We start from the raw sequence: 26,860 nt of genomic DNA, 5'->3' as shown, positions 1-26,860 counted from the left end.
GGCGAAGGGTGGAGATGGAGAAGGCATAATGCCGGTGTTTTTCCAAAGCAGGGCCGGACGGCAATGCGTGTCGATTGTCGGATTTGGGGTAACCCTCTGGCTCCTCGGCACGCTGTTACAGCTCGACGACAGCCTGGTCTCCTTCATGACCGGCTTCGGCGAATACGGCGCCGACAAGCTCGTTTTGGCGCTCGGCATCGCCGGCGCCATGAGCTTCGTCTATTCAGTGCTGCGCATCGCCGACCTGCGCAAGGAAATGGACCTGCGCGCCGCCGCCCAGGCCAAGGCCGATTGGACCGCAACCCACGACCATCTGACCAAGCTACCGAACCGCTACGCCTTCGAGCGCAAGATCCTCTCACGGCCGATCAAGGACGATGAGGCCGAGATCGAGGAGTGGGACCGCAACGTCACCATCTTCTCCGTCGACCTCGACGGCTTCAAGAAGGTCAACGATCTCGTCGGCCACAAGGGCGGCGATGTCCTGCTGATCGAGGTTGCCAGACGCATCTGCGCGCTCGGCAATGCCGATTGCGTCTATCGCTTCGGCGGCGACGAATTCATCATCGTCGCCTTCGCCCTGACCGCGCAGCGCGAGGAGCGTTTTGCCAAGCTGCTGATCCAGGCCGTCACCCGGCCGATCCATATCGATGGCTTTGCCGTCGAAGTCGGCGCCAGCGTCGGCTATGACCGCTGGGCCGAGGGGGCCGAGCCGCTGGAAGATGCCGCCCACCGTGCCGACCTCGCCATGTACGAGGCGAAATCACGCGGGCCCAACCACTATTTCGTCTTCGAAGCTTCGATGCAGGACAAGGTAACGGAGCGTGCCGCGCTGGAAACCAGGCTGCGCGTCGCAATCTCCAACAAGGCGATCAAGCCCTTCTATCAGCCGCTGATCGACCTGAAGACCGGCCAGCTCTGCGGCTTCGAGGCCTTAGCGCGTTGGATCGGTGACGACGGCGTCAATATTCCGCCGCCGGTCTTCATCGATATCGCCGAGGAAACCGGCATGATCACCGCATTGTTCGAGGACCTTCTCACCCAGGCCTGTAGCGACGCCCTCACCTGGCCGGAGCATGTGATGTTGTCCTTCAACGTCTCGCCGGTGCAGATGGAAGACAGATTATTGACGTCGCGCATTCTCAAGGTCCTTTCGGCAAGCCGGCTGCCGCCGCAGCGCCTGGAAGTGGAGATCACCGAAAACGCGCTGATCCAGGATCCCACCATTGCCGCGCTTATTCTCGATGAGCTGCATGCCGCCGGCATCCAGATCGCCCTCGACGATTTCGGCACGGGCTATTCGAGCCTCGCACAGCTCGCCCGCTACCGTTTCGACAAGATCAAGATCGACAAAAGCTTCATCGCCACCTATCGCGACGACGAGCGTCAGGAGAAGATCGTCCGCGCCATGCTCGGCCTCGGCAGGAGCCTCAACATCAAGACGACGGCCGAAGGTATCGAGGAGCACGGCCAGCTTGCCTTCCTGCTGCAGCTTGGCTGCGACATCGGCCAGGGCTATCTCTTCGGCAAGGCCATGCCCGCCGCCGAGGCGGACATCTTCATCAGCGATCGCAATGCCAGCCTGGCCTCCACGGCCTGACGGGACGCCTTAAAAAACCTGACGCATGATCACGAAGAGCACGAAGGCGATCGCGATCGAGGCCGGCAGCGTCAGCACCCAGGCCATCAGCATGTTGCGCACGGTCGACCATTGCAGGCCGGAACCGTTCGCCGCCATGGTGCCGGCAACGCCGGATGACAGCACGTGCGTGGTCGAGACCGGCAGGCCGAGATGGTCGGCCGAGGCGATGGTGACCATCGCCACGACTTCGGCTGCCGCGCCCTGACCATAGGTCAGATGCGTCTTGCCGATCTTTTCGCCGACGGTGACGACGATGCGCTTCCAGCCCACCATCGTGCCGAGGCCGAGCGCGATCGCGACCGCCACTTTCACCCAGAGCGGGATGAACTTCGTCGCGTTGTCGACCGCCTTGTGGTAGTTCGTCACCGCGCTGAGGTCGCCGGCATCCATCGGCAGCAGCTTCTGCTTGTCGATCAACTTCAGCGCCTCGCCGATCAGGTAGATGTCGTTGCGGACGTTGCCGACGAGATTGGTCGGCACTGCTTCGAGCGTCGGGAAGCCGGCGACTTCAGCACTGGTCTGGTGGATATATTGCTGCAGGGCCGGCGTCGTCGCATCCGTCCAGGTCTTGTTCTTGACGGCGTTGCTGACCTCGGCCTTGTAGTCCGCAACCGTCACGCCAGGCTTCACATATTTGCCGAGCGCGGTTTCCACCTGGGCCGATGCCGACTTGTAGGCTTCGAGATAGTTGACATCGGGCGTGCGGTTCAGCGCGAAAGCCGTCGGCACCAGGCCGATCAGGATGAGCATGATGAGACCCATGCCCTTCTGGCCGTCGTTGGAGCCGTGGGCGAAGCTGACGCCGGTGCAGGTGAAGATCAGGATGGCGCGGATCCAGAGAGGCGGCGGCTGGTTGCCCTTCGGCTCTGCATAGAGCGCCTTGTTGCGCACCAGAAGCTTCATGACCAGCAGAAGAACAGCGGACAGGCCGAAGCCGATCAGCGGAGAGATCAAAAGCGACAGGCCGATATTGGTCGCCTGCGACCAGTCGACGCCGCTGGTCGCAGTGCCCGCCGGTGCCAGGAACTGATTGGCGAGGCCGACGCCGATGATCGAGCCGACCAGCGTGTGCGAACTCGACGACGGCAGGCCGAGATACCAGGTGCCGAGGTTCCAGACGATCGCGGCAATCAGCAGCGCGAAGACCATGGCAAGGCCGGAGCCGGAACCGACCTGCAGGATCAGTTCCACCGGCAGCAGCGCCAGAATACCGAAGGCGACGGCGCCGCTCGAGGTCAGCACGCCAAGGAAGTTGAAGAAGCCGGACCAGATGACGGCGAATTCCGCCGGCATGGAACGGGTGTAGATCACGGTGGCGACGGCATTGGCCGTATCATGAAAACCGTTGACGAACTCGAAGCCGAGCGCGATGAGCAGCGCAAGGCCTAGGAGAATCCAGGGAACGGCAACTGCGGTTGTCAGGTCGCGGGCGAGTGCATAGGCGACATATCCAAGGCCGCAAACCAGAACGAGCGCGAACAGCGGCAAGAACCACTTGCTGGCCGAATTCGAACTGTGGAGCGGGTGGGACTCGTCGCTATGAACCTGGCTGGGGGCAATATCGGCCATGTCATAGTTCCTTGTTCCGTTTTGCAAATTTGCCTTTTGTTAATAATTCTGCAGCGTGAACCTCTCATGACGCCTTACCCGGCCCACCCGTAAGGTACTGACATCGGCCAATATTCACTGTCACATGCCTCCATCCCGGCACATTCATGCAGGATGCCGCGGCACGATCCCGCCGGCACAAGAGGATAGGCCGGGCAGCGACAAAAATGCGGGAATGGCGATGAGATACCTTTCCGTCCAGGGCCCCGGCACTAAGTTCGGCCATCGTCACCTCCACACGGAGTCTGAGAGGACATGTCATCGACCGACCTCCTGCTGACCTTCAACGCCGGCTCCTCCACGATCAAGATCGGCATCTTCGCGATAGATGGCGCCGAGACGCGGTACATCGGCAAGGGCGTCATCGATTTCCACGCCGAACCGCTCTCGCTCGGCCTGACAAAAGGGCAGCAGATAGTCGAGATCCAGTTGAAAGCCGAGGTGACGGAAGACCTGCACGGCGTCATCGATGAGACTTTTGCGCGTCTCGCCGATCACTTCGACATGACAGCCACGCGTGCTGCCGGCCACCGTGTCGTCCATGGCGGCGACCGCTTCACCAGGCCGATCGCCCTCGACACCGCCGCAATCGATGCCGTCGATGCGCTGACCCCGCTTGCGCCCCTGCACCAGCCGCAGGCGCTGCGTTTCATCCGCGCCCTCCGGCATCTGAAACCGGATCTTGCCCAGACGGCCTCCTTCGACACGGCTTTTCACGCCACGCAGGACGATCTCGTTCGCCGCTTCGCCATTCCCCGCGCGCTGCATGACGAGGGCATCAAGCGCTATGGCTTCCACGGCCTTTCCTATAAATTCATCGCCGGAGAGCTTCGCCGCAAGGCGCCACGTGCGGCAAAGGTGGTTGTCGCCCATCTCGGCAGCGGCGCCAGCCTCTGTGCGCTGGATGACGGCGTCAGCCGCGATTGCAGCATGGGCTTTTCGACGCTCGACGGCATCCCGATGGCGACGCGCCCGGGCTCGCTCGATCCCGGCGTCATCCTGCACCTGGCCGGTCAGAGGAAACAATCCTTCGAGGAGATAGAGGACCTGCTCTATCACCGCTCAGGCCTGCTCGGCGTCTCCGGCATCAGCGCCGATACGCGCGACCTGGTGAAGGACGGACGGCCGGAGGCGCGCCAGGCAATCGACCTCTTCACGCTGCGCATTGCCGGCGAAATCGGCCGCATGGCGGCAACGCTGAACGGCCTTGACGCCATCGTCTTCACCGCCGGCATCGGCGAGCATCGGCCGGAGATCCGCGCAGGCGTGGCCAAGCGGCTGTCCTGGCTTGGTCTTGCGATCGACGAAAAGACCAATGCCGCCAATGATTTCACCATCAGCACCAGGGAAAGCCGCATCGCCGCCCATGTCATCGCCACCGATGAGGAGCAGATCATCGCCGAGGAGGCACTGTCCGTTCTTCGCGGTGGCTGATCCAGATCAACAGCTTGCCGGCATCAGCCGGTAGAATTGACGTTGAAGACGTTTTCGAACGGGAGAAACCCATGGAAAAGCATGTCTCGACCGCCGCCCTGACCGACACCGAACTCACGCTCATCGACCGCTACTGGCGCGCCGCCAACTATCTCTCGGTCGGCCAGATCTATCTGCTTTCCAATCCGCTGCTGCGTGAGCCGCTGAAAGCCGAGCACATCAAGCCCCGCCTGCTCGGCCATTGGGGCACGACGCCCGGCCTCAACTTCATCTATGCGCATCTGAACCGCCTGATCCGCGCCCGCGACCTCGACATCATCTATATATGCGGCCCCGGCCATGGCGGACCGGGCATGGTCGCCAACACCTACCTCGAAGGCATCTACAGCGAGATCTATCCCGATATCTCCGAGGATACGGAGGGCATGCGCAAGCTCTTTCGGCAATTCTCCTTCCCCGGCGGCATTCCGAGCCACGCAGCACCCGAGACACCGGGCTCGATCCACGAGGGCGGCGAACTCGGTTACGCCCTCGTCCATGCCTATGGCGCCGCCTTCGACAATCCCAATCTGATCGTTGCCTGCGTCGTCGGCGACGGCGAGGCCGAAACCGGGCCGCTGGCTGCGAGCTGGCATTCCAACAAGTTTCTGAACCCTGCCCGCGATGGCGCCGTGCTGCCGATCCTGCATCTGAACGGCTACAAGATCGCCAATCCGACCATTCTTGGCCGCGCCAGTCACGAGGATTTGCAGAGCCTCTTTGAAGGCTACGGCTATGAGCCCTTCTTCGTCCAGGGTCACGAGCCGCGCGACATGCACCAGCAGATGGCCGCAACCTTCGACAAGGTCTTCGACCGCATTCGCGAAATCCAGGAGGAAGCCCGCAATGGCAAGGCGCCCGATACCTGCCCGCGCTGGCCGATGATCGTGCTGCGCAGCCCGAAGGGCTGGACGGGACCTAAGGAAGTCGACGGCAAGAAGGTCGAAGGCTTCTGGCGCGCCCACCAGGTGCCGGTCTCCAATTGCCGCGAGAATGAAGGGCATCGCAAGATCCTCGAGGACTGGATGCGGGGCTATGATCCCGAGGACCTGTTCAGTGCCGACGGCCGGCTGAAACCCGAGTTGCGCGCACTCGCCCCTGTCGGCGAACGCCGCATGGGCGCCAATCCGCATGCCAATGGCGGCTTGCTGCGCAAGGAGCTCGACGTTCCCGATATTCGCGACTATGCGGTCGATATCGGCAAGCGCGGCAGCGCCATGGTGCAGTCGACCGAGATCCTCGGCCATTATCTGCGCGACACGATGAAGCGCAACGCGGAGGCCGCCAATTTCCGTATCTTCGGTCCCGACGAGACTGAATCGAACCGTCTCGGCAGCGTCTTCGAAGTCACCGACCGTGTCTGGATGGAGGGTATCGAACCCTACGACGTCCACTTGTCCCGGGATGGACGTGTCATGGAGGTGCTGAGCGAACATCTCTGCCAGGGCTGGCTGGAAGGTTATTTGCTGACCGGCCGGCACGGCCTGTTCTCCTGCTACGAAGCCTTCATCCACATCATCGATTCCATGTTCAACCAGCACGCCAAATGGCTGAAGGTGACGCGCGAACTCGAGTGGAGAAAGCCGATCTCGTCGCTGAATTACCTGCTGACCTCGCATGTCTGGCGTCAGGACCACAACGGCTTCAGCCACCAGGACCCCGGTTTCGTCGACCTCGTCGCCAATAAGAAGGCCGATATCGTCCGCATCTACCTGCCGCCGGACGCCAACACCCTGCTTTGGGTCGGCGACCATTGCCTGCGCACCTATGACCGCATCAATGTCATCGTCGCCGGCAAGCAACCGGAGCCGCAATGGCTATCGATGGACGAGGCGGTGAAACATTGCGAGGCCGGCATCGGCATCTGGCACTGGGCGAGCAACGAGGACGACACCATCCTGCCTGATCTCGTCATGGCCTGCGCCGGCGACGTGCCGACCATGGAGACGCTTGCAGCGGTCGATCTTCTGCGTAAAGCCATTCCCGAGCTGAAGATCCGCACCCTCAACGTCGTCGATCTCCTGGCACTGCAATCCAGGGATCAGCATCCGCACGGCCTGACCGACGAGGCATTCGATGCGATCTTCACCGCCGATAAGCCTGTCATTTTCGCCTATCACGGCTATCCCTATCTCATTCACCGCCTGACCTATAAACGCACCAACCACCGCAACATCCACGTCCGCGGTTTCATTGAGGAAGGCACGATGACGACCCCCTTCGACATGACCGTCCTCAACGAACTCGACCGCTTCCACCTCGCCATCGAAGCGATCGAGCGTGTGCCGGGCCTGAAGGAAAAAGCAGGCAAAGCGCTCGCCGCCTTCCACGGCAAGCTTGCGGAGCATCACGACTATGTCCGTGAATATGGCGAGGACATGCCGGAGGTGCGAAACTGGACGTGGCCGGAGGCGTGAAGCGCAAACCAAACGGAATCGCACGGAACTGGTCGGCGGAGATCATCCGGCGGAAACAATCATCAAGCAAAGTCTAAAGTTGGTGAAAACCATCGGCGCACTGTTCCTGGAAGACCGCATCGTAGGCTATGTGTCTCGGGCAAGCTTCAAGGCCGTCGACCGAGGAAACGACATGAAAAGTTTCGCTGCCACTCTTACCGCCGCCCGGCTGGAAAAAGCGCTCGCCTTCTACATGACGCCCGAAGGCCAGCGCGATGGCTCAGACGATACCGTCAAGTCAGCTGATCAACGAGACGCATACGAGACGCGCACCGGCGAACGCGCCCGCAACACGGAAGAGGGTGTCGAAGCCTGGTAAGGCCGTTGCACCGGGCAACCCCTGCGCCCGGCCTATAAACCTTCAAGTCGAACCTTCTCCTTCATGCGCCAGACCCGCGGCGTTTCTCCGGTGTACTTGACGAAGAAGCGCGAAAAATAGGCGGGGTCGGCAAAGCCGAGCCGAAATCCGATCTCCTGAACGCTGCCCAGTGTAAAAACCAGCTGGCGTTTCGCCTCTTCGACGAGTTTGCCGGCGATCAATTCATGCGGCGTGTTGCCGGTCATCGACCGGACGATGCGGGTGAGATGCGTCGGCGAAAGCCCAAGCTCCCTGGCATAGAAGGACGCGGGCTTGTGTGATCGGAAATGTTGCTGGATAAGCTCGCTCAGCATTTCCATCCGCCGCTCGTTCTCGTTTGCCGGAAGCTCGTGCGCATTCCCCTCATCGGAAATCCTCGCCGTCAGCCGCAGCGCCAGGGCGACATAGGCGGCCAACGCCTCGTTGCGGCCGCTGCGGCGGTTTTCGAATTCGTCGCCCAGCCGCTTCAACGTCTGCATGACATAGGCTGCCTCGGCATGATCGGGATCGAGCGACGTCAGATGCGCCGCCGCCAGCCATTCGCCGAGCTGGCTTCGGTCGCCGGGCGGATGGCTGAGATGGGATTTCAACAGGGTGATCACCAAGCCATCGATATCGCGTGAAAAACGAAAGCCGTGATTGAGGCCAGGCGGCACGGTGATGATGGCCGGCGGACGGATGGCATGGCTCCTTTCGCCGAAGATCGCATCGCCCGAACCGCCTTCGATGTACAATATCTGAAAGAAACTCTCGTGACGGTGCGGGCGAATCTCCCATTGATGCAAGCTGCTGCGGGAGCGAATTGTTTCGCAATGCAACCAAAAATCGGGCTTTCGCCCGGTATTTTCGCCGTAGAGTTCGTAGGTAGGAACGTGTCTGCTCATGGGGATCGTCCGACACCAATGTTCGATTAGTGCAATTTTTCGGCGGGAATGTCCATTGCTGCAGCAGGGACAACACGGCAGAATCTGGCAAAACGCAAAATTGCAGGGAGGCAGCCGTTGCGAACGCAGGTCGCTATCATCGGTTCTGGACCATCCGGCCTGCTGCTCGGCCAGCTCCTGACCGAAGCTGGTATCGACAATGTCATTCTCGATCGTGTGAACAAGGATTACATCCTCGGCCGGGTTCGCGCCGGCGTTCTGGAGGAAGGCACCGTCGAGCTGCTGGATCAGGCAAAAGCCGGGACGCGGCTGCACGCCGAAGGCCTGCCGCATGACGGTTTCTCATTGGCCTTCGACGGACGCGACCATCGCATCGACCTCCACGACTTGACCGGCGGCAGACGCGTGACGGTTTATGGACAGACCGAGGTGACGCGCGACCTCATGGAGCGGCGTGAAGCGAGCGGCTCCCTGTCGATCTACGATGCCGTCGATGTCGCGCCGCATGATTTCGACGGCCATTCTCCCTTCGTCACCTATGCGAAAGACGGTGTTGCCAAGCGCATCGATTGCGATTTCATCGCCGGCTGCGACGGGTTTCACGGCGCCAGCCGCAAGGCCGTCCCTGAACGGGCGATCAGGAGTTTCGAGAAGGTCTATCCCTTTGGCTGGCTGGGGGTCCTTGCCGACTTGGCGCCTGTCAGCCATGAGCTGATCTACGCCAACCATCCAAGGGGCTTTGCGCTCTGTTCGATGCGCTCAGCCACCCGCAGCCGCTACTACATCCAATGCGCGCTCGACGAGAAGATCGAAGACTGGAGCGACGATCGCTTCTGGGACGAGTTGAGACGGCGGCTGCCGGCGCATCATGCCGAGGCATTGGCGACCGCGCCGTCCTTCGAGAAATCGATCGCGCCGTTGCGCTCCTTCGTCACTGAACCGATGCGTTTCGGCCGGCTTTTCCTGGTCGGCGACGCCGCCCATATCGTCCCGCCGACCGGCGCCAAGGGACTGAACCTTGCCGCCAGCGACGTTCATTATCTTTTCTCCGGGCTGATCGAGCATTACCGCGAGGGATCGGATGGCGGCATCGACGCCTATTCGCAAAAGGCGCTCGCCCGCGTGTGGAAAGCCGTGCGGTTTTCCTGGTGGATGACGACGATGATGCATCGTTTTCCGGATACCGGGGATTTTGACCAGAAGATCCAGGAGGCGGAGCTCGACTATCTCACCCACTCCCGCGCCGCCTCGACGGCGCTTGCGGAGAACTATGTGGGACTGCCATTCTGATAGGGTTGTCTGAGGTGGGCCATAGACCAGAATTCGACCGTAGAATCGGCCGCCGATAGTTCCGCTCTTCGACACACAATCATAATTGTACAGTTATGGATTGCAGTACTTATTTCATTTTACATCACCATTTCGCATGACAGGTTAGCGCTAAATTTCTAGCGGCTAGCGAATACGGCGCTGGAGTGCGCCAAAAAGGGAGAGAGAGAATGAAGAAACTATTTCTGGCCGCCATTGCGGCAGTCGCCATGGGCACGAGCGCCTATGCCGACACCATCAAAGTCGGGGTCATCGGGCCGTTCTCCGGTCCGTTCGCGCTCCAAGGCAAGAACTTCAAGGCCGGCATCGATGCCTATATGGCAGTCAACGGCAACAAGGTCGGCAACGATACGGTCGAGATCGTCTATCGCGATGTGCCGCAGGCAGATCCCGCCCAATCCAAGGCGCTTGCGCAGGAACTCATTGTCAAGGAGAAGGTCCAGTATCTCGCCGGCTTTTATTTCACGCCCGATGCCATGGCTGTGACGCCGATCCTGAAACAGGGCAATGTGCCGATGGTCATCATGAACGCCGCCACCTCGGCGATCGTCACCAAGAGCCCGCTTGTCGTCCGCACCTCGTTTACCACCTGGCAGACCTCGACGCCGATCGCCAAGGTGGCCTTCGACGCCGGCGTCAAGAAGGTGATTTCCGTCGTCAGCGATTACGGCCCCGGCATCGACGCCGAGAACGCCTTCAAGGCCGGCTTCGAAAAGGCCGGCGGCCAGGTGGTCGAGGCGATCCGCATGCCGCTTGCGACCAACGACTTCAGCCCGATCATGCAGCGCATCAAGGATTCCGGCGCTGAGGGCGTGTTCGCCTTCCTGCCGTCCGGTCCGACGACGCTCGGCTTCGTCAAGGCTTACAACGACAATGGCCTGAAGGCTGCCGGCATCAAGTTCTTCGCGCCGGGTGATCTGACGCAGGAATCCGATCTGCCGGCGCTCGGCGATGCTGCCCTCGGCATCCAGACGACCTTCCACTATGCCGTGTCGCACGATTCTCCCGAGAACAAGGCTTTTGTCGAGGCGGCAACCAAGGCGATCGGCAACAAGGCCGAACTCTCCTTCCCCTCAGTCAGCGCCTATGACGGCATGTATGTCATCTACAAGATGATCGAGGCGACGGGCGGCAAGCAGGATGCTGAAAAGGCCGTCGATGCGGTCAAGGGCCTTGCCTGGACGAGCCCGCGCGGCCCGGTTTCGATCGATCCGGAAAGCCGTCACATCACGCAGAACATCTATCTGCGCGAAGTCACCAAGGCCGATGACGGGACCTACATCAACAAGGAGGTCCAGACTTTCGAGAAGCAGGGCGATCCGGGCCTGGCGGCCGTCAAGTAACATCGAGCGTCAAGACAGGTGACGGGCTTGGCCTGCGATCAGGCCGAGCCCGTCGCTTGGAAGCAAGGTATTTCCATGCAGACAGTCTTCAGCATAGCCGTCGACGCCCTTGCCTATGGCATGGTGCTGTTCGTGATCTCGATCGGCCTTTCGGTGACCATGGGGCTGATGCGTGTCGTCAACCTCGCCCATGGCGCCTTCGCAATGATCGGCGGCTATATCGCCTCCTATGTCGCACGTGATCTTGGCCTCGGTTATGCCGCGGCGGTCGTTGCCGCCGTTGCCATCACGATCATCGTCGCCATTCCGATCGAGCGTTTTCTCTACCGCCGGATCTATGGCGCGCCGGAACTGACCCAGGTGCTGATGACCATCGGCATCACCTTCTGCGTCATCGGCATCGCCAATTATGTCATGGGGCCGACGCTGAAGACCATTCCGCTTGCCGATGCGCTGCAGGGGTCAGCCGATCTCGGCTTCCGCACCATTCCCATTCACCGGCTTTTCGTCATCCTCTGCGGCCTCGCCGTGGCGCTCGCCCTCTGGTTTGCGATCGACAGGACAAGCTTCGGCGTCAAGCTGCGCGCCTCCGTCGATGATGCGGCAATGGCCGCGGCACTCGGTGTGCGCACCGAGATCATCTATGCCGTGAGCTTTGCCGTTGCCGTCGGGCTCGCCGCCTTCGGCGGCGTGGTCGGGGCCGAACTCCTGCCCGTCGAACCCTATTACGCGCTACGCTACATGGTGACCTTCCTGGTCGTCGTCTCCGTCGGCGGCGCGGGCTCCATTCCGGGTGCGCTGATCGCCTGCCTGCTGCTAGGCGCGATCGATACGACAGGGCGGTATCTGATGCCGGAATTCGGCGAATTCTTCTTCTATCTCGCCGTGATCGCAATCATCTGCGTCTTCCCGCGCGGCCTTGCCGGAAGGGCGAAATAAGATGGCGCTTGTGATGAACAACGAAAACGAAGGTCTACAGCATCGTCGCGGATCTATCGGCCGCGATCTTATCGGAATAGCGGTCATCATAGTCATTGGCGCGGTTGGCTATTTCGCCTTCCCCGATAATCTCGCCCTTCTGACCCGGATGATCACGATCGCCCTGCTCGTCCTGTCTCTCGATCTCGTGACCGGTTATTGCGGCGTCGCAACGCTCGGCCATGCCGCACTTTTCGGCTCCGGCGCCTATGCCGCCGGGATCCTGTCGGCGCATTACGGCATCAATGATCCGCTGCTGATGATGCTGGCCGGCATTGTCGGCGGCGCGCTTGCCGGGCTGCTCTGCGGCGCCATCATCCTGCGTGCGCATGGGCTGCCGCAGCTGGTGCTGTCGATTGCGCTGATCAACCTCTTCCATGAATTCGCTAACAAGGCCTCGTCCTGGACAGGCGGCAGCGACGGACTTTCCGGCATTGCGCCGGATCCGGTCTTCGGCCTCTTCGAGTTCGATCTCTACGGTCACACCGCCTTCTTCTTCGGAATGGCGCTGCTGCTGATCGTCTTCGTGCTGCTGAGGGTTCTGGTTCGCTCACCCTTCGGCATGCTGTGCCGCGCCATCAAGCAGGACCCGCTGCGCATCCGCGCCATGGGCGCTTCGCCGAAGGCAGCTCTGATCAGGATGTACGCGATCTCCGGCGCCGTTGCCGGTGTCGGCGGCGCCTTGAACGCGATTTCGACGCAGGTCGTCGGCCTCGACAGCCTGTCTTTCACGCAGTCGGCCGAAGCGCTTGTGATGCTGGTGCTCGGCGGCACCGGTTCTCTCTTCGGGGCACTTTCCGGCACCGTCATCTTCATGCTCTTCGAGGACTATGTCTCCGCCGCCAATCCCTTCCATTGGCTGACCATGGTCGGCGCGCTGCTGATTGCCGTCGTGCTCTTTGCGCCGAAAGGTCTCTACGGCACGGCCGCAGCCTTCGTTAGCCGCCGCAGGGAGCAGCGCTCATGAGCCCGGTCTTCGAAGTCGCCAATCTCAAGAAAGCCTTCGGCGGCCTTGCCGTGACCAATAATGTCTCGCTCACGATGTCGCCTGGCGATCGTATCGCGCTGATCGGCCCGAACGGCGCCGGCAAGACCACCTTCGTCAACCTCGTGACCGGTAATCTCTCTCCCGATTCCGGCGAGGTTCGCCTCGGCGGCGAGGTGGTGACGAAGGTCGATGCGATCGGCAGGGTCAGACGCGGCCTTGTCCGCTCCTTTCAGGTAACCCGGCTCTTCCAGGACATGACGCCGGCCGAACATGTGGGACTTGCCGTCCTCCAGCGCGACGGAAAGACCGGGCACATGTTCGGCAATTTCCTGCGTATGCCCGGCGTCATGGCGGAGGTCGATGATCTCCTCGGCAAGCTCGGGCTGGCTTTCCTGATGCATCGCAAGGTCAGCGAAATCGCCTATGGCCAGCAGCGGCTTCTCGAGATCGCCGTGGCGCTGGCATTGAAGCCGAAAGTCCTGCTGCTCGACGAGCCGGCAGCCGGCGTGCCGCAGAGCGATACCGGCCGCATCGAGCAGGCGCTGGCCGATCTGCCCGCCGATCTCGCCGTGCTGATGATCGAACACGACATGGACCTCGTCTTCCGTTTTGCGAAACGCGTCATCGTGCTGGCATCAGGCGCGATCATCTTCGACGGCCTGCCTGAAGACGTCACCAAGGACGCGCGCGTGCGCGAGGCCTATCTCGGGAGCTATGCCAATGCCAGCCATATCACTTGAGGTCGAGAATCTGTCGGCCGGATATGGGCCGACAAAAGTGCTCGAAGGCATTTCCTTCGCCGTGCCGGCAGGTGCACGGCTTGCCGTGCTCGGCCGCAACGGCATGGGCAAGACCACGCTGCTCGCGACGCTTGCCGGGCAGACCAGGCGATACGAGGGCAGCATCCGCCTCGGCGATTCGGATGTCACGTCGGCACCGAGTGCTGCACGCGCGCACAAGGGCCTCGGATATGTGCCGCAGGCACGCTGCGTCTTCCCGACGCTGACGGTCGAAGAGAACCTCTTCGTCGGCTTGAAGGCGCGACCGAAAACGGCGCTGGAGGAAGCCTATGCGATGTTCCCGCGCCTGAAGGAGCGCCGCCGCAACCTCGGCAGCCAGCTTTCCGGCGGCGAGCAGCAGATGCTCTCCACGGCCCGCACCATCCTCGGCCGCCCGTCCGTCCTGCTGCTCGACGAACCGCTGGAGGGCTTGGCACCCGTTATCTGCGAGGAACTGATGGCGGCCTTCGCCGACCTTGCCAAGACGGGAGACATGACCATCGTGCTGGTCGAGCAGCGCATCCAGAGCGCGCTCGATTTCGCCGATCAGGTCGTCATTCTCGAACGCGGCAGACTGGCCTGGACCGGAACGCCGGAGAACCTCACCAGGGATCACGAGGCTGTCGAGAGCCTGCTCGGGGTCGGCGGCCTGCATTGATGGGATGGTCGGCAGAAGCTCCGGCTCTGCTGATTGCTCCCCTTTCGCCTTCAAGATTGCTCTTGGCGCGCCGAGCAATTCATGCAGTATATCGTCATGACGACGTCATGATTGATCCGCCATTATTATCCTGCCTGAAAGTTTTCCGCTGGCCGAATTGATGGATCGCCTGAAAAGGCGAGCAACACCATGATCGATGAAGCGGCAGCAACGTAAGACAAGACGTAAATCCTGGTTCATAAACAGGATCGACGTTTATGCCGCTCCCTTTACCTGAACAGTTGAGCTGTAATCGACCGGAATGTGTGGCGTTGACGGGCGGAATTGCTTTGACGCTCCCTCAATTTCGGTTGCCAGATACCCTATAGGGTTGCATAGTCGAACAGAAAATCACATGGGAGGTAGAAATGGCAAATCACAAGCCGGTCGCAGGTGATGTATACCAGCCTATTTTCAACATCGACAACCCGATCGACGGCAACATCCTGGACAATACCAGTTCGGTGGATGCCGACGGAGATCAGGTGCGTCTCAACTTCGTCAATGGACAGCGAATTCCGCAACCAGCCGATCCGAACGGGCCTGCCACGACCACCACAGTCGAGGGAAAGTACGGCACTCTGACCGTCTATTCCAACGGCAACTACACCTATGAGCGCGATCCCACCAACCCGGTGGTATCAGCGCTCGGCCCGGGAGACCAACTCGTCGACCAGTTCAATTTTAAGATCTCGGATGGCAAAGGCGCCACCGACTTCGGCTTGCTCAACATCGCGGTCGACCTGCCGGAACGCGGCGACGTCTTCGTGAATTTCGAAGATGTCGGCAACCACGACTTCCCGACGGGCTACAAAGGCTTCGATTGGGGCGCTTGGTACGATGGTGACGACGCGACTGTGCGGGAGGAAGCGGATGGCAACCACTATCTGGGAGGAGGCGTGTTCTGGACACCCATCCAAGCCGCCGATGGCGGCAACTTTCAGATCGAGCAATTCAGTGTCGCAAACGGCACATCGGACTATGACAACGTTCTGACGATCGAAGGTAAGCTGGACGGCGATACCGTATTCTTGGTCACGGTCAACGTCACCGCCGACAGCATTCACGACCCGCAAGTGATCGATCTCAGCGCCTACGGCGAAATCGACTCTCTCGTGCTCGACACCGAACCCGTCATCAACGAAACGAGCGGCCCGGATTATTACGGCGCGCAATACGACAACTTTCATTTCATCGTTTGACGGAGGGCGAAAGGGCGCCGCATCACCGAAATCTGTGCACCTTCACCGACTGCGCTCTGCGGCGCCTATCTGGGTACCAATTTCTTGCGATAGCTGACGGGCCTGCATCTTGCTAGCATTGGATCGTTCGAGGGGGGAACGATTATGCTGGGATGGAGGAAGTGATGCAGCCAGTCGGGATCAGGTTAGCGGCGGTCATGTTCTCGCTTGCCGTATGGGCTATTATTATCGCTGTCGCATCCCACTTTTGGGCGACGAAGATGCCTCTGTTGCTTTTGACGCTTTACAGATAGGCCCGTCCCGCGAAAATCCTGCATCAGGGCCGGACTGGTTTTCCCCTCGCCGCCACGTTTGGCGATGCGACCAATGAGTTGCCAAGGCCGCCACCCGGCTCAAAATCGAGCCGCAAAAATCGCTAATTCTGCAATGAGAAGATGGTAGCGGAGGAGGGATTTGAACCCCCGACACAAGGATTATGATTCCTCTGCTCTGACCTACTGAGCTACTCCGCCACTGGTCAACGATACCTGCTCGCGAAGCGATGCCGGTTCGTGGGATGAGCGGCTTATAAGGTGCGCTTCGGCTTTGTGTCAAGCGCATGATCGAGAAAAACGGTGAGCTTTGCCGGCCGTCGTTTCCCACGGGTTTCAGGCGGCGACGGGGCTGGCCAAAAGGGCCTTCAGGCAGGCTTCCGCCGAAGGTTCACGCTCGGAGCGTTCGATGAAACCGCCGCCGAAGACGCGGGCGTTGTCGCTGGGCGCGGAATAAAGCGCGCAGGCCTGGCCGGGCGCGATACCCGCCTCGCCGACCGTCAGGTCGACATAAGTGCCGGTTGCATCGACATGCAATACCGCGGGCGCGGGCGCCCGCGTCGAGCGGACCTTGGCGTAGCAGGCAAAGCCCTTGCCGGCGGCGGCTTCCGCAAGCGTCTCGTCGCCCAGCCAGTTGACGTCGCGCAGGTAGACGCGGTGCGTTTCCAGCGCCTCCTTCGGCCCGACGATGACGCGGCGCGAACGGGCGTCGAGAAAGACGACGTAGAGCGGCTCGCCGGTGGCGATGCCGATGCCGCGGCGCTGGCCGATCGTGAAGTGCAGGATGCCCTCATGGGTGCCGAGCACGCGACCGTCGAGATGGACGATCTCGCCGGCAAGCGCCGCATTCGGCTTCAGCTTGGTGATGACGTCGGAATATTTGCCCTGCGGCACGAAGCAGATGTCCTGGCTGTCGGCCTTCTTGGCAACGACGAGGCCCATCTCTTCGGCGAGCCTGCGGGTCTCGGCCTTCGGCAGGCCGCCCAGGGGAAAGCGCAGATAATCGATCTGTTCCTGCGTCGTGGCGAAGAGGAAATAGCTCTGGTCGCGGTCGGCATCGGCCGGCCGGAAAAGCGCGCGGCGGCCGGGATTGTCCGGCGAAGGGTTCGGGCCTGAGCGGATGTAGTGGCCGGTCGCCAGCGCATCGGCGCCGAGCTCTTTGGCGGTCGCCAGCAGATCGGCGAATTTGACGGTCTGGTTGCAGGAAACGCAAGGGATCGGCGTTTCGCCCGCTACATAACTTTCGGCAAAGGGGTTGATCACCGTCTCGCGGAAGCGCTTTTCGTAATCCAGCACGTAATGCGGAATGCCGAGCGTTTCGCAGACGCGGCGCGCATCGTCGATATCCTGGCCGGCGCAGCAGGAGCCGGCGCGGTGAACGGCGGCGCCATGATCGTAAAGCTGCAGCGTGATGCCGAGCACATCGTAACCCTGCTGTTTGAGAAGGCCGGCGACGACGGATGAATCGACGCCGCCCGACATGGCGACGACGACACGGGTCTCTTCCGGCTTCTTATCAAAATCCAGTGTGTTCAACGATGATGCCAATTCTGCTTGGGTCACGATCCGCCCTTGCGCTGCAGTTGCGGCGGATTGCTGACCTCCGGCGGGATCGGCCGCCGTCTCTCGATGAGGCACCGATATAGAAAGGATTGTCCTTGGGCGCAAGGGGCAGCCTTCTGGCGCCGATATTTCGCATTCCCGCCTGAAGAGAAGGCGCAGCCGAAGCCGCGCCTTGGAGCGGGGGGTGCGGCTCAAGTGCCGATCAGCTTGTTGCAGGCGAATGCGATGCCCGGATTGGCGATGATGGCGGTTACGAGCGCCAGTCCGATCATCGAGAATGAATAGCGTTTCATAGACATCCTCCTTTCCAGCCCGCGACGATTATGCCGCTTCTGCCACCGTTCTCAAAATGACGAATGCTTGATGGCATCGGGCTGCACGCCTCTGCCGGACGGCTGATCCCAGCTGCCGCGCAAGCGCTTCTATCTGCGAGACGAAGCAGCCTTCAGCGCGCGGCCGTGGATCAGCGCCTCCGCCTCGTGCTGTGGCATCGGCCGGCCGAGCAGATACCCCTGCACTTCGCTGAAGCCTTCTGCGCGCAGCTTCTGCAACTGCTCTTCCGTCTCGATCCCTTCGGCCAGCGTCGTCGCGTTGAAGCCGGAGCCGATGCCGACGACGGCGCGCACGATGGCGAGATTGCCGGCATCCGTCTCGATGCCCGAAACGAAGCTGCGGTCGAGCTTGATCTTGTCGAAGGGGAAGGACCTGAGATAGCTTAGCGACGAATAACCGGTGCCGAAATCGTCGATGGCGATGCGGAGGCCGAGCTCCTTCAATGCACGCAGCCGCGGCAGGCTTTGGTCGGCGTCGGTCAGGAATACGGATTCGGTGATTTCGATTTCAAGCCGGTCGGCATTGAGGCCCGTCTCGTCGAGCGCCGCGACCACGGTCGAGAGCAGGCTTGCATGCCGAAACTGGCTGACGGAGAGATTGACGGCGATCCTCAGATGGGCGGGCCAGCCGACGGCCGCGCGGCAGGCTTCCCGGATCACCCAGTCGCCGATCGGCACGATAAGGCCGGTTTCCTCAGCGAGCGGAATGAATTCCATCGGCGCCACCAGCCCGCGCTTGGGATGGCGCCAGCGGATCAGCGCTTCGAAGCCGCCGATGCCGTCATTGTCGAGCTGCACGATCGGCTGGTAATGCAGCTCGAACTGGCGCTTCTCCAGCGCTTCCCACAGCTCGGCGGTCATCACGTGGCGGCGTTCAGCGGCAAGCCGCATCTCCGTCTCGTAGAAGCGATAGGTCGAGCGCCCGTTCTCCTTGGCGGCATAGAGGGCCAGATCCGCGTGCCGCATCAGCACATCCGCGTCACCGGCATGATCCGGCGCCAAGGCGATACCTATGCTGCAGGTGACATGCTCCCGGGCGCCGTCGAGATCGAAAGCACGGCTCAGGGCCTTGAGCAGCCGCTGCGCAAAACGGTCGGCCCGCTCCAGCTCGTCGAGTTCCAGCACGACGGCGAACTCGTCGCCGCCGAGGCGGGCGACGAGATCGCCCTCCTCCGCCAGCTGCAGCAGCCGCTCCGACACTTGGCAAAGCAGCGCGTCGCCGGCGGCATGTCCCTTGCTGTCGTTGATATGCTTGAAATGATCGACGTCGACATAGAGCAGCGCGATCGGGCTGTCGGCGGTCGCCTCGACCGCCCGCTGGCCGATATGTTTGGAAAATGCCGCCCTGTTCGGCAGGCCGGTGAGCGAATCATGCATGGCGAGATGGGCAAGCTTTGCCTCGACGGCGCGCTCCTCCGTGACGTCCTGAGAGATGCCGAGCAGATAACGCGGCGCATGACCCTCGGGCGTCGGCAGGGCGCGCTTGACGGTGCGCAGGAGGCGCCGCGCCCCATCGGCGCGCAGCATCGTCTCCTCGAAGCTGATCGTCGCATTGGCTTCGAAGGCCCGGCGATCCTGCTCGCGGAAGGCGTCTGTCTGGCCGGCTGGAAACAGCGCCCGGTCGGTTTGGCCGACCACGTCCTCCGCCCTCATGCCGACGATGTCGCCGCAGGCCTCGTTGAAGAGAACGTAAAGCCCGTCCGCTTCCATGTCCTTGACGAAGACGCCGACCGGCAGGTTGTCGACGATGCTGTCGAGAAGCGAGCGCGTATCGCTGATCTGGCGTCTGGCGGCATTGACCTCGCTGCGATCCTGCACGATCGCCAGGATGGCGGCCCGGCCCTCGAAACGCACTTCTCGGCCATAGGTCAGCACTTCGAAGGTCTCGCCGCTCGCCTTGAGGTGAACCCAGCGTTCTGCCTTTTCCATGTCAGTACGGCCGCTGACGGCGTCGATCATCCGCTCCCGCTCATGCTCGGGACGGATATCCAGAACGGTCATGCGCCGATATTCGTCCGCGCCATAGCCGTAAAGTGCTACCGCCGCCTCGTTGACGATGAGAAAATGCAGCGATACTGGGTCATAGACCCACATCGGCGACGGATGTGTTGCAAACAATGACCGGAAGTCGTCGTTTAATGCTTCGGTCTGCTCGGTCTTCTGCAAGGGGGCCATGGAAATTCGCGTGCGGTTGATGCCGATGTCAGGGTATACCGAGAAAAGTTAAATAAAATCAGAATCATAATTAAGGTTAAACTTTGGGCTTCCGCCTTCAGAATGTGCAAAGCTGTCACGATCTCGCCCTCGATAAAATAATTTGAGCGTCATGGAACAATCCCGTCGATCGTGCGTTGCGGGTGATCGATGTCGCATTCGAATTGCTGAGGAGGGTTTCATGGGCAGGTTCGGCACGACGACGGATTACAGCAGGATCAGACATTGGATCGAGGCGCGCGGCGGCCATCCCGCCCGCATCAAGAACGCGCCGGACAGCGAAACCGTCCGCGTCGATTTTTCCTCTGAAACGCAGGAAGAGATTTCCTGGGACGAATTCTTCCAGGGTCTCGACGGCAGCAGGCTCGCCTTCCTTCACCGCACGAAGGCGCAGGACGATGCCGCCCGTCTCGGCAGGATTGTCCGCCGACGCCGGCATCACTAAATTCATCGGTTCCTGATACCGGAAAAACCCCGCGCCGTTTCTGAACTACCCCCGAGGTTGGATGTCCAACTTTCGGGGGTCAGTTCATTGCAGCACCGGGTTTTTCGTGTCCTCGGGAGGAAAAACTCAGTCGATATTGAAGGTCAGCGGCTTTGCCTGGCGAACCGCCTGGTGGGCAGTCAACTCAGCAAGCACGGCGTCATCAACCTTGCCGTCGACATAGAGCAGTGCGATGGCGTCGCCGCCCTGTTTGTCACGGCCGAGCTGGAAGTTGGCGATATTGACGCCGGCAGCACCAAGCGTCGTGCCGATGAAGCCGATCATGCCGGGGACGTCGGTATTGGTGATGTAGATCATGTGTGAGCCGACATCGGCATCGAGGTTGATGCCCTTGATCTGGATGAAGCGCGGCTTGCCGTCCGAAAACACCGTGCCGGCGACCGAGCGCGTCATGCTTTCCGTCGTCACCGTCAGCTTGATATAGCCGTCGAAGACGCCTGTCTTGTCGCGCTTGACCTCGGAAAGCACGATGCCCTTTTCCTTGATCATGATCGGCGCCGAAACCATGTTGACGTCGGCAACCTGCGGGCGGATGAGACCGGCGAGCACAGCGCTGGTCAGCGCTCGCGTATTCATGTTGGCGGTGATGCCGTCATAGAGGATTTCGATTTCCTTGATCGGCTCTTCGGTGACCTGGCCGACGAAGGCGCCGAGAACGTCGGCAAGACGGATGAAGGGCTTCAGGATCGGCGCTTCCTCAGCCGTGATCGACGGCATGTTGATGGCGTTGGAGACCGCACCATTGACAAGGTAATCCGCCATCTGTTCGGCGACCTGCAAAGCGACGTTTTCCTGAGCCTCGGTCGTCGAGGCGCCAAGATGCGGCGTGCAGACGACGTTCGGCAAGCCGAAGAGCGGGCTTTCCTTGGCGGGCTCGACCTCGAACACGTCGAAGGCGGCACCCGCGACATGCCCCGTCTTGATGGCCTCGGCAAGCGCTGCCTCATCGACCAGGCCGCCGCGTGCGCAATTGATGATGCGCACGCCGGGCTTGGTCTTTGCCAGTGCTTCCTTGTTGAGGATGCCGCGCGTCTTGTCGGTCATCGGCACATGCAGCGTGATGAAATCGGCGCGGGCGAAAAGCTCTTCCAGCTCGACCTTGGTGACGCCCATCTCTTCGGCGCGCTCCTTGGAGAGGAACGGATCGTAGGCGACGACGTGCATCTTCAGGCCGATGGCCCGGGCGCAGACGATCGAGCCGATATTGCCGGCGCCGATGACGCCGAGCGTCTTGCCGGTGATCTCGACGCCCATGAACTTTGACTTCTCCCACTTGCCGGCCTGCGTCGAGGTATCGGCTGCCGGAAGCTGGCGGGCAACGGCGAACATCAGCGCGATCGCATGTTCGGCCGTCGTGATCGAGTTGCCGAAGGGCGTGTTCATGACGATGATGCCGCGGCGCGAGGCGGCCGGGATATCGACATTGTCGACACCGATACCGGCGCGGCCGACGACCTTGAGGTTCGTCGCCCGCTCGATGATCTTTTCCGTCACCTTGGTGGCGGAGCGGATGGCCAGGCCATCATACTTGCCGATGACTTCGAGCAGACGGTCCTTGTCCTTGCCGAGCTGCGGTTCGAAATCGACTTCGACGCCGCGGTCGCGAAAAATCTGGACGGCGGTTTCCGACAATTCGTCGGATACGAGAACGCGAGGTGCCATTGTGGCCTCCTTCAAAAGTGTTCAGCGATGAATGAATGGAGATGCTAGGCTCCGCCCGATGGCGGAGCCGAATGCGATCAGGTCAGGCTGCCGCCTGAGCGAGCTGCGCCTTCTGGGTTTCGAAAGCCCAGGAAAGCCAAGGCATCAGCTTCTGCATATCGGATGCCTCGATCGTGGCGCCGGCCCAGATACGCAGGCCGGACGGCGCGTCACGGTAGTGGCCGACGTCATAGGCGACGCCTTCCTTTTCCAGGAGGCCGACCAGACCCTTGGCGAAATTGGCCTGGCCGTCGTCGTCAAGGGCTGCGATGTCCTTATCGACGATCTTCAGGCAGACGGAGGTGTTGGAGGCGGTTTCCGCCTTGACGGCGAGATTGGCGATCCAGTCGTTAGCCGCGACGAAATCGTGGATGACCTTGGCATTTGCATCGGCACGCGCGATCAGCCCCTTGAGGCCGCCGAGGCCCTTGGCCCAGACAAGCGCATCGATATAGTCCTCGACGCAGAGCATCGACGGTGTGTTGATCGTCTCGCCCTGGAAGATGCCTTCCGTCAGCTTGCCGCCCGAGGTCATACGGAAGATTTTCGGCAACGGCCAGGCCGGGGTATAGGTGACCAGACGCTCGACGGCACGCGGCGAAAGAATGATGACGCCATGGGCGCCCTCGCCGCCTAGAACCTTCTGCCAGGAGAAGGTGACGACGTCGAGCTTGGCGAAATCGAGTGCCTGCGCGAAAGCGGCCGAGGTGGCGTCGCAGATCGTCAGGCCCTTGCGGTCGGCCGGGATGAAATCGGCGTTCGGCACGCGCACGCCTGAGGTGGTACCGTTCCAGGTGAAGACGACGTCGCGGTCGAAATCGACGGCGGAGAGATCGGGAAGCTCGCCGTAACCGGCTTCGAGCTTGCGCACATCCTTGAGCTTCAGCTGCTTGACGACATCGGTGACCCAGCCGGCGCCGAAGCTTTCCCAGGCGAGCATATCGACGCCGCGTTCGCCGAGCAGCGACCAGAGCGCCATTTCGACGGCACCCGTGTCGGACGCCGGAACGATGCCGATGCGGTAATCCGCCGGGACTTCGAGAATTTCACGGGTAAGGTCGATGGCCTGCTTGAGCTTGGCCTTGCCGACCTTCGCGCGGTGCGAACGGCCAAGGGCCGCGTCGGAAAGGGCTTCGAGCGACCAACCGGGGCGCTTCGAGCAGGGGCCAGAAGAAAAATGGGTATTGTGCGGACGGATGTCCGGCTTTGCGGTCTTCGCCATGATGCTATCCTCTCAGATAGAAAGCCCTTCGTTGGGGAAGGGTGTCCCGCCGCCGTGTGTATGGATCCGGCGCGTCATAGTCAAGATCGAAGTGTCGCGGGCGGAACATATTTTGACGCAGGGCGGTAGGGCCGCAATACGAAAAGCCGCCCGGTTGGGGGCGGCTTTCAGATGTCTGGGAATTGGACTTACTTGTAGACAGGCTGCTGCAGCGGGATTTCCGGCGGCGGTTCATAGCTCGCCTGGGCGCAACCGCCGAAGAGATAACGGGCGCCGACGCGGGCTTCGTGGACGCTGAGGCCCTTGTCGCGGCCCGGGCCGCCATTATCGGCATAACCGAACATGTTGCCGCCGTCGATATGCAGGTAACGGTAACCGACATCGGCCTTGACGTTGCAGGTCACGTCGATCGAGGCTCCGGCCATGAGCGCGTAGGTGAAGCGCCAGTTGCCCTTGCCACCATGGGTGACCTGGTCGTCGCAGAAGCTGCCGTCATCGGCGCAGGCAACGTTGCGCAGGTTCTTCCACTTCACGTAAGAACCACCGATACCGGCGCCGACATAAGGCGTGACGTAGCCGTAGGTGCCGAGATCGACATAGGCGTTGGCGAGCAGCGTATAGGCTGTCAGCGAAGAGCGGTCGCTCGAGGTGCAGTCCACCAGCGGAAAGCCGCACTGCCCAACCGTCGAGCCCTTGAAATCCGCCTGGGTGAGATAGTCGAAGGTCAGATCGGTGCGCAGATAGCTGTTGATCTGATAGCCGACACCGCCGCCGATCGTCCATGCGTCGTCGAGGTCGGCGTCGTCGAAATCGACTTCCGTGGCGTTACTGCCCTGGAAGTAGCGCGCGCCGCGCAAATCGGTGAAGGCATAACCGACGTCGCCGCGCAGATACCACCCGGTCGCTTCGGTGACCGTCACTTCAGGCGGCTGCTCAGGAATAGGCTCGGCAGGAGCGAAGTCCGCGGAATAAGCGTTTGTCGCGATCAACAATGCGGCGAAAACGCCGGACAAGCTTCTTTTCATGGATCCCACTCCAAAATCCCGTTACGTCGGCAGGCTCGATCGCCGCCAATCTGGTACGCTTCGTATGGATAATGAATTGGAAACGTTAAAAGCTGCTTAACTATAAATAGGAAGAAACGTTAAGAGAGAGATTGGCGGCAAATTCCTCGATATGGTCGTGGAGTAGGCTGAGGCTGCCAGCCGCCGGGCAGTCAGATCCATCGGCTGCTTCAATCGGCAAATCCTGCCGTTATTTCCATTGCGTCGCGTTTTCGGCGGCGCAGCCATATGGGGGCAAGGAGCTGCCAAAGGTCGTTTTGAGCTTGGCACAACCCCAGGCATTGATCGGGCCTGGCATGGCATTGTTGAGCGTGATGCCGATTTCATCATAGGGGCTGTCGGTGTTGGTAATGTAGCGGTACCAGCGGAAACCGGTAAAGACGACGAATGCGAGAGCGATCGTCAGCAGCAGGCTCACTAATTTTTTCATGATATTTCCTTTGAATGCAAACGCCGCCGTGTAACATCCGCGTGTGGTGGTTGACAGCGCTGTCACCGAAGGCATCGGCAATTTCCGTGGGAGCCGTGTCGGTGCTCACCGCGCCCGACATGGTGCGGCTGCCGACGCCCTACCGGAAGCCAAGCTGGCAAGTCACTGATATGTGGTCGTCCATCCGGCGTGGATCTTCGAACCGAAGGCGCCAATGACGAAAAAGCCGGCACTTGCGTACCGGCTTTTGACATTTCGTCCCGAAAAAATCAGGCGGCGGTCCGGACGTTCGAGATCGTGCCGATCAGCTCGTTGACGATGCGTTCAATCTGGGCGCGGTCGTCACCCTCGGCCATAACGCGGATCAGCGGCTCGGTGCCTGAGGGGCGGATGACGAGGCGGCCATTCCTGGCAAGCTCGGCTTCGGCATCGGCGATCGCCTTCTGTACCTGCATATCCTCCAGCGGCTTGCCGCCGCTGATGCGGACATTGCGCAGGAGCTGCGGCACCGGCTCGAAGCGGCGGCAGACCTCGCTGACGGTCCGGCCCGTACGCTTGACCGCGGCCAGGATCTGCAAGGCCGCAACGAGACCGTCGCCGGTCGTGCCGTAATCCGAAAGCACGATGTGGCCGGACTGCTCGCCGCCGACATTGTAATTGTGCTGGCGCATATGCTCGACGACATAACGGTCACCAACCTTCGTCCGGGCAAGGCCGAGGCCCTTGTCCTCGAGGAAACGCTCGAGGCCGAGATTGGACATGACGGTCGCAACGATACCATTGCCGCGCAGCTGCTGGCTCTCGGCCCAGCTCTCGGCAATGACGGCCATCAGCTGGTCGCCATCGACGATCGAACCGTTCTCGTCGACGATGATGACGCGGTCCGCGTCGCCGTCGAGCGCGATGCCGATATCGGCGCGTACCTCGTCGACCTTCTTCTGCAGCGCGACGGGGCTGGTGGAGCCGCAATTGAGATTGATGTTGGTGCCGTTCGGCTCATTGCCGATGGTGACGACATCGGCGCCGAGCTCCCAGAGCACGGCGGGCGCCACCTTGTAGGCGGCGCCATTGGCGCAGTCGATCGCGATCCTAAGACCCTGTAGCGTCACATCGCGCGGTAGGGTGCGCTTGGCATGTTCGATATAACGGTCATGCACGCCGTCGACGCGCTTGGCGCGGCCGATATCGTCGGATTTCGCGAGCTGCGCATTCAGGTCCTTTTCGAGCAGATCCTCGATCTCTGCCTCAATGTCGTCTGAAAGCTTGTAACCGTCGGGGCCGAAAAGCTTGATGCCGTTATCCTCGTAAGGATTGTGCGACGCAGAGATCATCACGCCAATATCGGCGCGCAGCGAGCGCGTCAGCATGGCGACAGCAGGTGTCGGGATCGGGCCGAGAATAAATGCGTCGAGGCCCGCGGCCGTGAAGCCCGCGACCATGGCGTTCTCCAGCATATAGCCGGAAAGGCGCGTATCCTTGCCGATGACGACGCGATGGCGGTGATTGCCGCGGCGGAAGATCGTGCCGGCGGCAATGCCGACCCGCATGGCGAGATCCGGCGTCATCGGGAAGACGTTGGATTGGCCGCGAATGCCGTCCGTACCGAAATAGCGTCTTTTCATCTGCACTCCTACGCTTTCCGCGCGCCATTCAAGGCAGCGCACCGTTCCAAGCGAATCCGGCTTCGGTGGATTGTCGTCAATCCAGGAGCGTGATTCATGCTTGCCTCAATTCAGCGGAATGCCACAAAATGCGGCGAACGGCACGTAAATTAGCAAGAA

21 protein-coding genes and 1 tRNA gene are annotated in these 26,860 nt (G+C 61.3%); 12 read left to right on the top strand and 10 right to left on the bottom strand.

Annotated features, from left to right (window positions below):
- Nucleotides 1-28: 28 nt before the first annotated feature.
- Nucleotides 29-1,600 (top strand): bifunctional diguanylate cyclase/phosphodiesterase, encoded by a 1,572-nt coding sequence (locus OIU37_RS30800; protein ID WP_264259699.1) that lies wholly within the window; start codon nt 29-31, stop codon nt 1,598-1,600.
- Between the two features lie 9 nt (nt 1,601-1,609).
- Here OIU37_RS30800 and OIU37_RS30795 read toward each other — a convergent pair whose 3' ends face one another.
- Nucleotides 1,610-3,211 carry an inorganic phosphate transporter gene (locus OIU37_RS30795; RefSeq protein WP_264259698.1) on the bottom strand — a complete coding sequence of 534 codons (1,602 nt, stop codon included), beginning with the start codon at nt 3,209-3,211 and terminating at the stop codon, nt 1,610-1,612.
- A gap of 294 nt (nt 3,212-3,505) precedes the next feature.
- On the opposite strand from OIU37_RS30795, the gene OIU37_RS30790 reads away from it, so the two are divergent.
- The 3 genes from OIU37_RS30790 to OIU37_RS30780 all read left to right on the top strand — a co-directional run bounded on the left by OIU37_RS30790 (nt 3,506) and on the right by OIU37_RS30780 (nt 7,498).
- The gene (locus OIU37_RS30790) at nt 3,506-4,684 is read left to right on the top strand and encodes an acetate/propionate family kinase (protein ID WP_264259697.1); all 1,179 of its coding nucleotides are present in this window, start codon (nt 3,506-3,508) and stop codon (nt 4,682-4,684) included.
- 71 nt (nt 4,685-4,755) lie between these two features.
- The gene (locus OIU37_RS30785) at nt 4,756-7,140 is read left to right on the top strand and encodes a phosphoketolase (RefSeq protein ID WP_264259696.1); all 2,385 of its coding nucleotides are present in this window, start codon (nt 4,756-4,758) and stop codon (nt 7,138-7,140) included.
- A gap of 79 nt (nt 7,141-7,219) precedes the next feature.
- A complete protein-coding gene (locus tag OIU37_RS30780) occupies nt 7,220-7,498 on the top strand; it encodes a hypothetical protein (protein ID WP_264259695.1) in 279 nt (92 codons plus the stop codon).
- Between the two features lie 32 nt (nt 7,499-7,530).
- Here OIU37_RS30780 and OIU37_RS30775 read toward each other — a convergent pair whose 3' ends face one another.
- Complete coding sequence (locus tag OIU37_RS30775) at nt 7,531-8,421, bottom strand: helix-turn-helix domain-containing protein (RefSeq protein WP_264259694.1); 891 nt, start codon at nt 8,419-8,421, stop codon at nt 7,531-7,533.
- A 117-nt stretch (nt 8,422-8,538) separates the two neighbouring features.
- Between OIU37_RS30775 and pobA the strand changes: the two genes are divergently transcribed.
- The 7 genes from pobA to OIU37_RS30740 all read left to right on the top strand — a co-directional run bounded on the left by pobA (nt 8,539) and on the right by OIU37_RS30740 (nt 15,737).
- A complete protein-coding gene (gene pobA / locus OIU37_RS30770) occupies nt 8,539-9,711 on the top strand; it encodes a 4-hydroxybenzoate 3-monooxygenase (protein WP_264259693.1) in 1,173 nt (390 codons plus the stop codon).
- A 209-nt stretch (nt 9,712-9,920) separates the two neighbouring features.
- The gene (locus OIU37_RS30765; protein WP_264259692.1) at nt 9,921-11,093 is read left to right on the top strand and encodes an ABC transporter substrate-binding protein; all 1,173 of its coding nucleotides are present in this window, start codon (nt 9,921-9,923) and stop codon (nt 11,091-11,093) included.
- 75 nt (nt 11,094-11,168) lie between these two features.
- Nucleotides 11,169-12,032 carry a branched-chain amino acid ABC transporter permease gene (locus OIU37_RS30760; RefSeq protein WP_264259691.1) on the top strand — a complete coding sequence of 288 codons (864 nt, stop codon included), beginning with the start codon at nt 11,169-11,171 and terminating at the stop codon, nt 12,030-12,032.
- 1 nt (nt 12,033) lies between these two features.
- Nucleotides 12,034-13,038 carry a branched-chain amino acid ABC transporter permease gene (locus tag OIU37_RS30755; protein ID WP_180696370.1) on the top strand — a complete coding sequence of 335 codons (1,005 nt, stop codon included), beginning with the start codon at nt 12,034-12,036 and terminating at the stop codon, nt 13,036-13,038.
- Nucleotides 13,035-13,799: an ABC transporter ATP-binding protein gene (locus tag OIU37_RS30750; RefSeq protein WP_171605662.1), complete on the top strand. Its 765-nt coding sequence runs from the start codon at nt 13,035-13,037 to the stop codon at nt 13,797-13,799. The genes OIU37_RS30755 and OIU37_RS30750 overlap by 4 nt, the downstream gene beginning before the upstream one ends.
- Nucleotides 13,780-14,496, top strand: a complete 717-nt coding sequence (locus OIU37_RS30745) for an ABC transporter ATP-binding protein (protein ID WP_180696369.1) — start codon at nt 13,780-13,782, stop codon at nt 14,494-14,496. The genes OIU37_RS30750 and OIU37_RS30745 overlap by 20 nt, the downstream gene beginning before the upstream one ends.
- Nucleotides 14,497-14,903: 407 nt before the next feature.
- Entirely contained in the window at nt 14,904-15,737 is an 834-nt protein-coding gene (locus tag OIU37_RS30740) for a VCBS domain-containing protein (protein ID WP_372353395.1), read from the top strand.
- Between the two features lie 435 nt (nt 15,738-16,172).
- On the opposite strand, the gene OIU37_RS30735 is transcribed toward OIU37_RS30740, so the two are convergent.
- From OIU37_RS30735 to OIU37_RS30725, 3 genes are all read right to left on the bottom strand, one after another.
- Nucleotides 16,173-16,249, bottom strand: a tRNA-Met gene (locus tag OIU37_RS30735).
- 135 nt (nt 16,250-16,384) lie between these two features.
- The gene (gene mnmA, locus OIU37_RS30730; RefSeq protein ID WP_264259688.1) at nt 16,385-17,584 is read right to left on the bottom strand and encodes a tRNA 2-thiouridine(34) synthase MnmA; all 1,200 of its coding nucleotides are present in this window, start codon (nt 17,582-17,584) and stop codon (nt 16,385-16,387) included.
- 449 nt (nt 17,585-18,033) lie between these two features.
- On the bottom strand, nt 18,034-20,118 hold the full coding sequence (locus OIU37_RS30725) for a bifunctional diguanylate cyclase/phosphodiesterase (protein ID WP_264259686.1): 2,085 nt from the start codon (nt 20,116-20,118) through the stop codon (nt 18,034-18,036).
- A gap of 220 nt (nt 20,119-20,338) precedes the next feature.
- On the opposite strand from OIU37_RS30725, the gene OIU37_RS30720 reads away from it, so the two are divergent.
- Nucleotides 20,339-20,602 carry a hypothetical protein gene (locus tag OIU37_RS30720; RefSeq protein WP_171605619.1) on the top strand — a complete coding sequence of 88 codons (264 nt, stop codon included), beginning with the start codon at nt 20,339-20,341 and terminating at the stop codon, nt 20,600-20,602.
- A 126-nt stretch (nt 20,603-20,728) separates the two neighbouring features.
- On the opposite strand, the gene serA is transcribed toward OIU37_RS30720, so the two are convergent.
- The 5 genes from serA to glmM all read right to left on the bottom strand — a co-directional run bounded on the left by serA (nt 20,729) and on the right by glmM (nt 26,701).
- Nucleotides 20,729-22,324, bottom strand: coding sequence for a phosphoglycerate dehydrogenase (serA, locus tag OIU37_RS30715; RefSeq protein ID WP_264259683.1), 1,596 nt, complete (start codon nt 22,322-22,324; stop codon nt 20,729-20,731).
- 82 nt (nt 22,325-22,406) lie between these two features.
- Nucleotides 22,407-23,585, bottom strand: a complete 1,179-nt coding sequence (locus tag OIU37_RS30710; protein WP_077979585.1) for a phosphoserine transaminase — start codon at nt 23,583-23,585, stop codon at nt 22,407-22,409.
- 188 nt (nt 23,586-23,773) lie between these two features.
- A complete protein-coding gene (locus OIU37_RS30705; RefSeq protein ID WP_171605616.1) occupies nt 23,774-24,610 on the bottom strand; it encodes an outer membrane protein in 837 nt (278 codons plus the stop codon).
- Between the two features lie 229 nt (nt 24,611-24,839).
- Nucleotides 24,840-25,079 carry a hypothetical protein gene (locus OIU37_RS30700; protein WP_182209312.1) on the bottom strand — a complete coding sequence of 80 codons (240 nt, stop codon included), beginning with the start codon at nt 25,077-25,079 and terminating at the stop codon, nt 24,840-24,842.
- Nucleotides 25,080-25,348: 269 nt separating this feature from the next.
- Nucleotides 25,349-26,701, bottom strand: coding sequence for a phosphoglucosamine mutase (glmM, locus tag OIU37_RS30695; RefSeq protein WP_168308464.1), 1,353 nt, complete (start codon nt 26,699-26,701; stop codon nt 25,349-25,351).
- Between the last annotated feature and the right edge of the window lie 159 nt (nt 26,702-26,860).

This window comes from Rhizobium sp. BT-226 (assembly GCF_025847085.2).
Taxonomy (GTDB): domain Bacteria; phylum Pseudomonadota; class Alphaproteobacteria; order Rhizobiales; family Rhizobiaceae; genus Rhizobium; species Rhizobium sophorae.
The sequence above is the reverse complement of the archived record's forward strand: the minus strand, read 5'-3'. Positions and strand labels throughout refer to the sequence as shown.

Excerpts from the sequence above, each read along its gene's own strand:
- OIU37_RS30760 (WP_264259691.1), top strand. The coding sequence starts at position 11,169 with ATGCAGACAGTCTTCAGCATAGCCGTCGACGCCCTTGCCTATGGCATG.
- OIU37_RS30705 (WP_171605616.1), bottom strand. The coding sequence starts at position 24,610 with ATGAAAAGAAGCTTGTCCGGCGTTTTCGCCGCATTGTTGATCGCGACA.
- OIU37_RS30795 (WP_264259698.1), bottom strand. The coding sequence starts at position 3,211 with ATGGCCGATATTGCCCCCAGCCAGGTTCATAGCGACGAGTCCCACCCG.
- OIU37_RS30775 (WP_264259694.1), bottom strand. The coding sequence starts at position 8,421 with ATGAGCAGACACGTTCCTACCTACGAACTCTACGGCGAAAATACCGGG.
- OIU37_RS30720 (WP_171605619.1), top strand. The coding sequence starts at position 20,339 with ATGGGCAGGTTCGGCACGACGACGGATTACAGCAGGATCAGACATTGG.
- OIU37_RS30700 (WP_182209312.1), bottom strand. The coding sequence starts at position 25,079 with ATGAAAAAATTAGTGAGCCTGCTGCTGACGATCGCTCTCGCATTCGTC.
- OIU37_RS30790 (WP_264259697.1), top strand. The coding sequence starts at position 3,506 with ATGTCATCGACCGACCTCCTGCTGACCTTCAACGCCGGCTCCTCCACG.
- OIU37_RS30750 (WP_171605662.1), top strand. The coding sequence starts at position 13,035 with ATGAGCCCGGTCTTCGAAGTCGCCAATCTCAAGAAAGCCTTCGGCGGC.
- OIU37_RS30755 (WP_180696370.1), top strand. The coding sequence starts at position 12,034 with ATGGCGCTTGTGATGAACAACGAAAACGAAGGTCTACAGCATCGTCGC.
- OIU37_RS30800 (WP_264259699.1), top strand. The coding sequence starts at position 29 with ATGCCGGTGTTTTTCCAAAGCAGGGCCGGACGGCAATGCGTGTCGATT.
- OIU37_RS30785 (WP_264259696.1), top strand. The coding sequence starts at position 4,756 with ATGGAAAAGCATGTCTCGACCGCCGCCCTGACCGACACCGAACTCACG.
- glmM (WP_168308464.1), bottom strand. The coding sequence starts at position 26,701 with ATGAAAAGACGCTATTTCGGTACGGACGGCATTCGCGGCCAATCCAAC.
- OIU37_RS30745 (WP_180696369.1), top strand. The coding sequence starts at position 13,780 with ATGCCAGCCATATCACTTGAGGTCGAGAATCTGTCGGCCGGATATGGG.
- OIU37_RS30765 (WP_264259692.1), top strand. The coding sequence starts at position 9,921 with ATGAAGAAACTATTTCTGGCCGCCATTGCGGCAGTCGCCATGGGCACG.
- OIU37_RS30710 (WP_077979585.1), bottom strand. The coding sequence starts at position 23,585 with ATGGCGAAGACCGCAAAGCCGGACATCCGTCCGCACAATACCCATTTT.
- serA (WP_264259683.1), bottom strand. The coding sequence starts at position 22,324 with ATGGCACCTCGCGTTCTCGTATCCGACGAATTGTCGGAAACCGCCGTC.
- OIU37_RS30740 (WP_372353395.1), top strand. The coding sequence starts at position 14,904 with ATGGCAAATCACAAGCCGGTCGCAGGTGATGTATACCAGCCTATTTTC.
- OIU37_RS30725 (WP_264259686.1), bottom strand. The coding sequence starts at position 20,118 with ATGGCCCCCTTGCAGAAGACCGAGCAGACCGAAGCATTAAACGACGAC.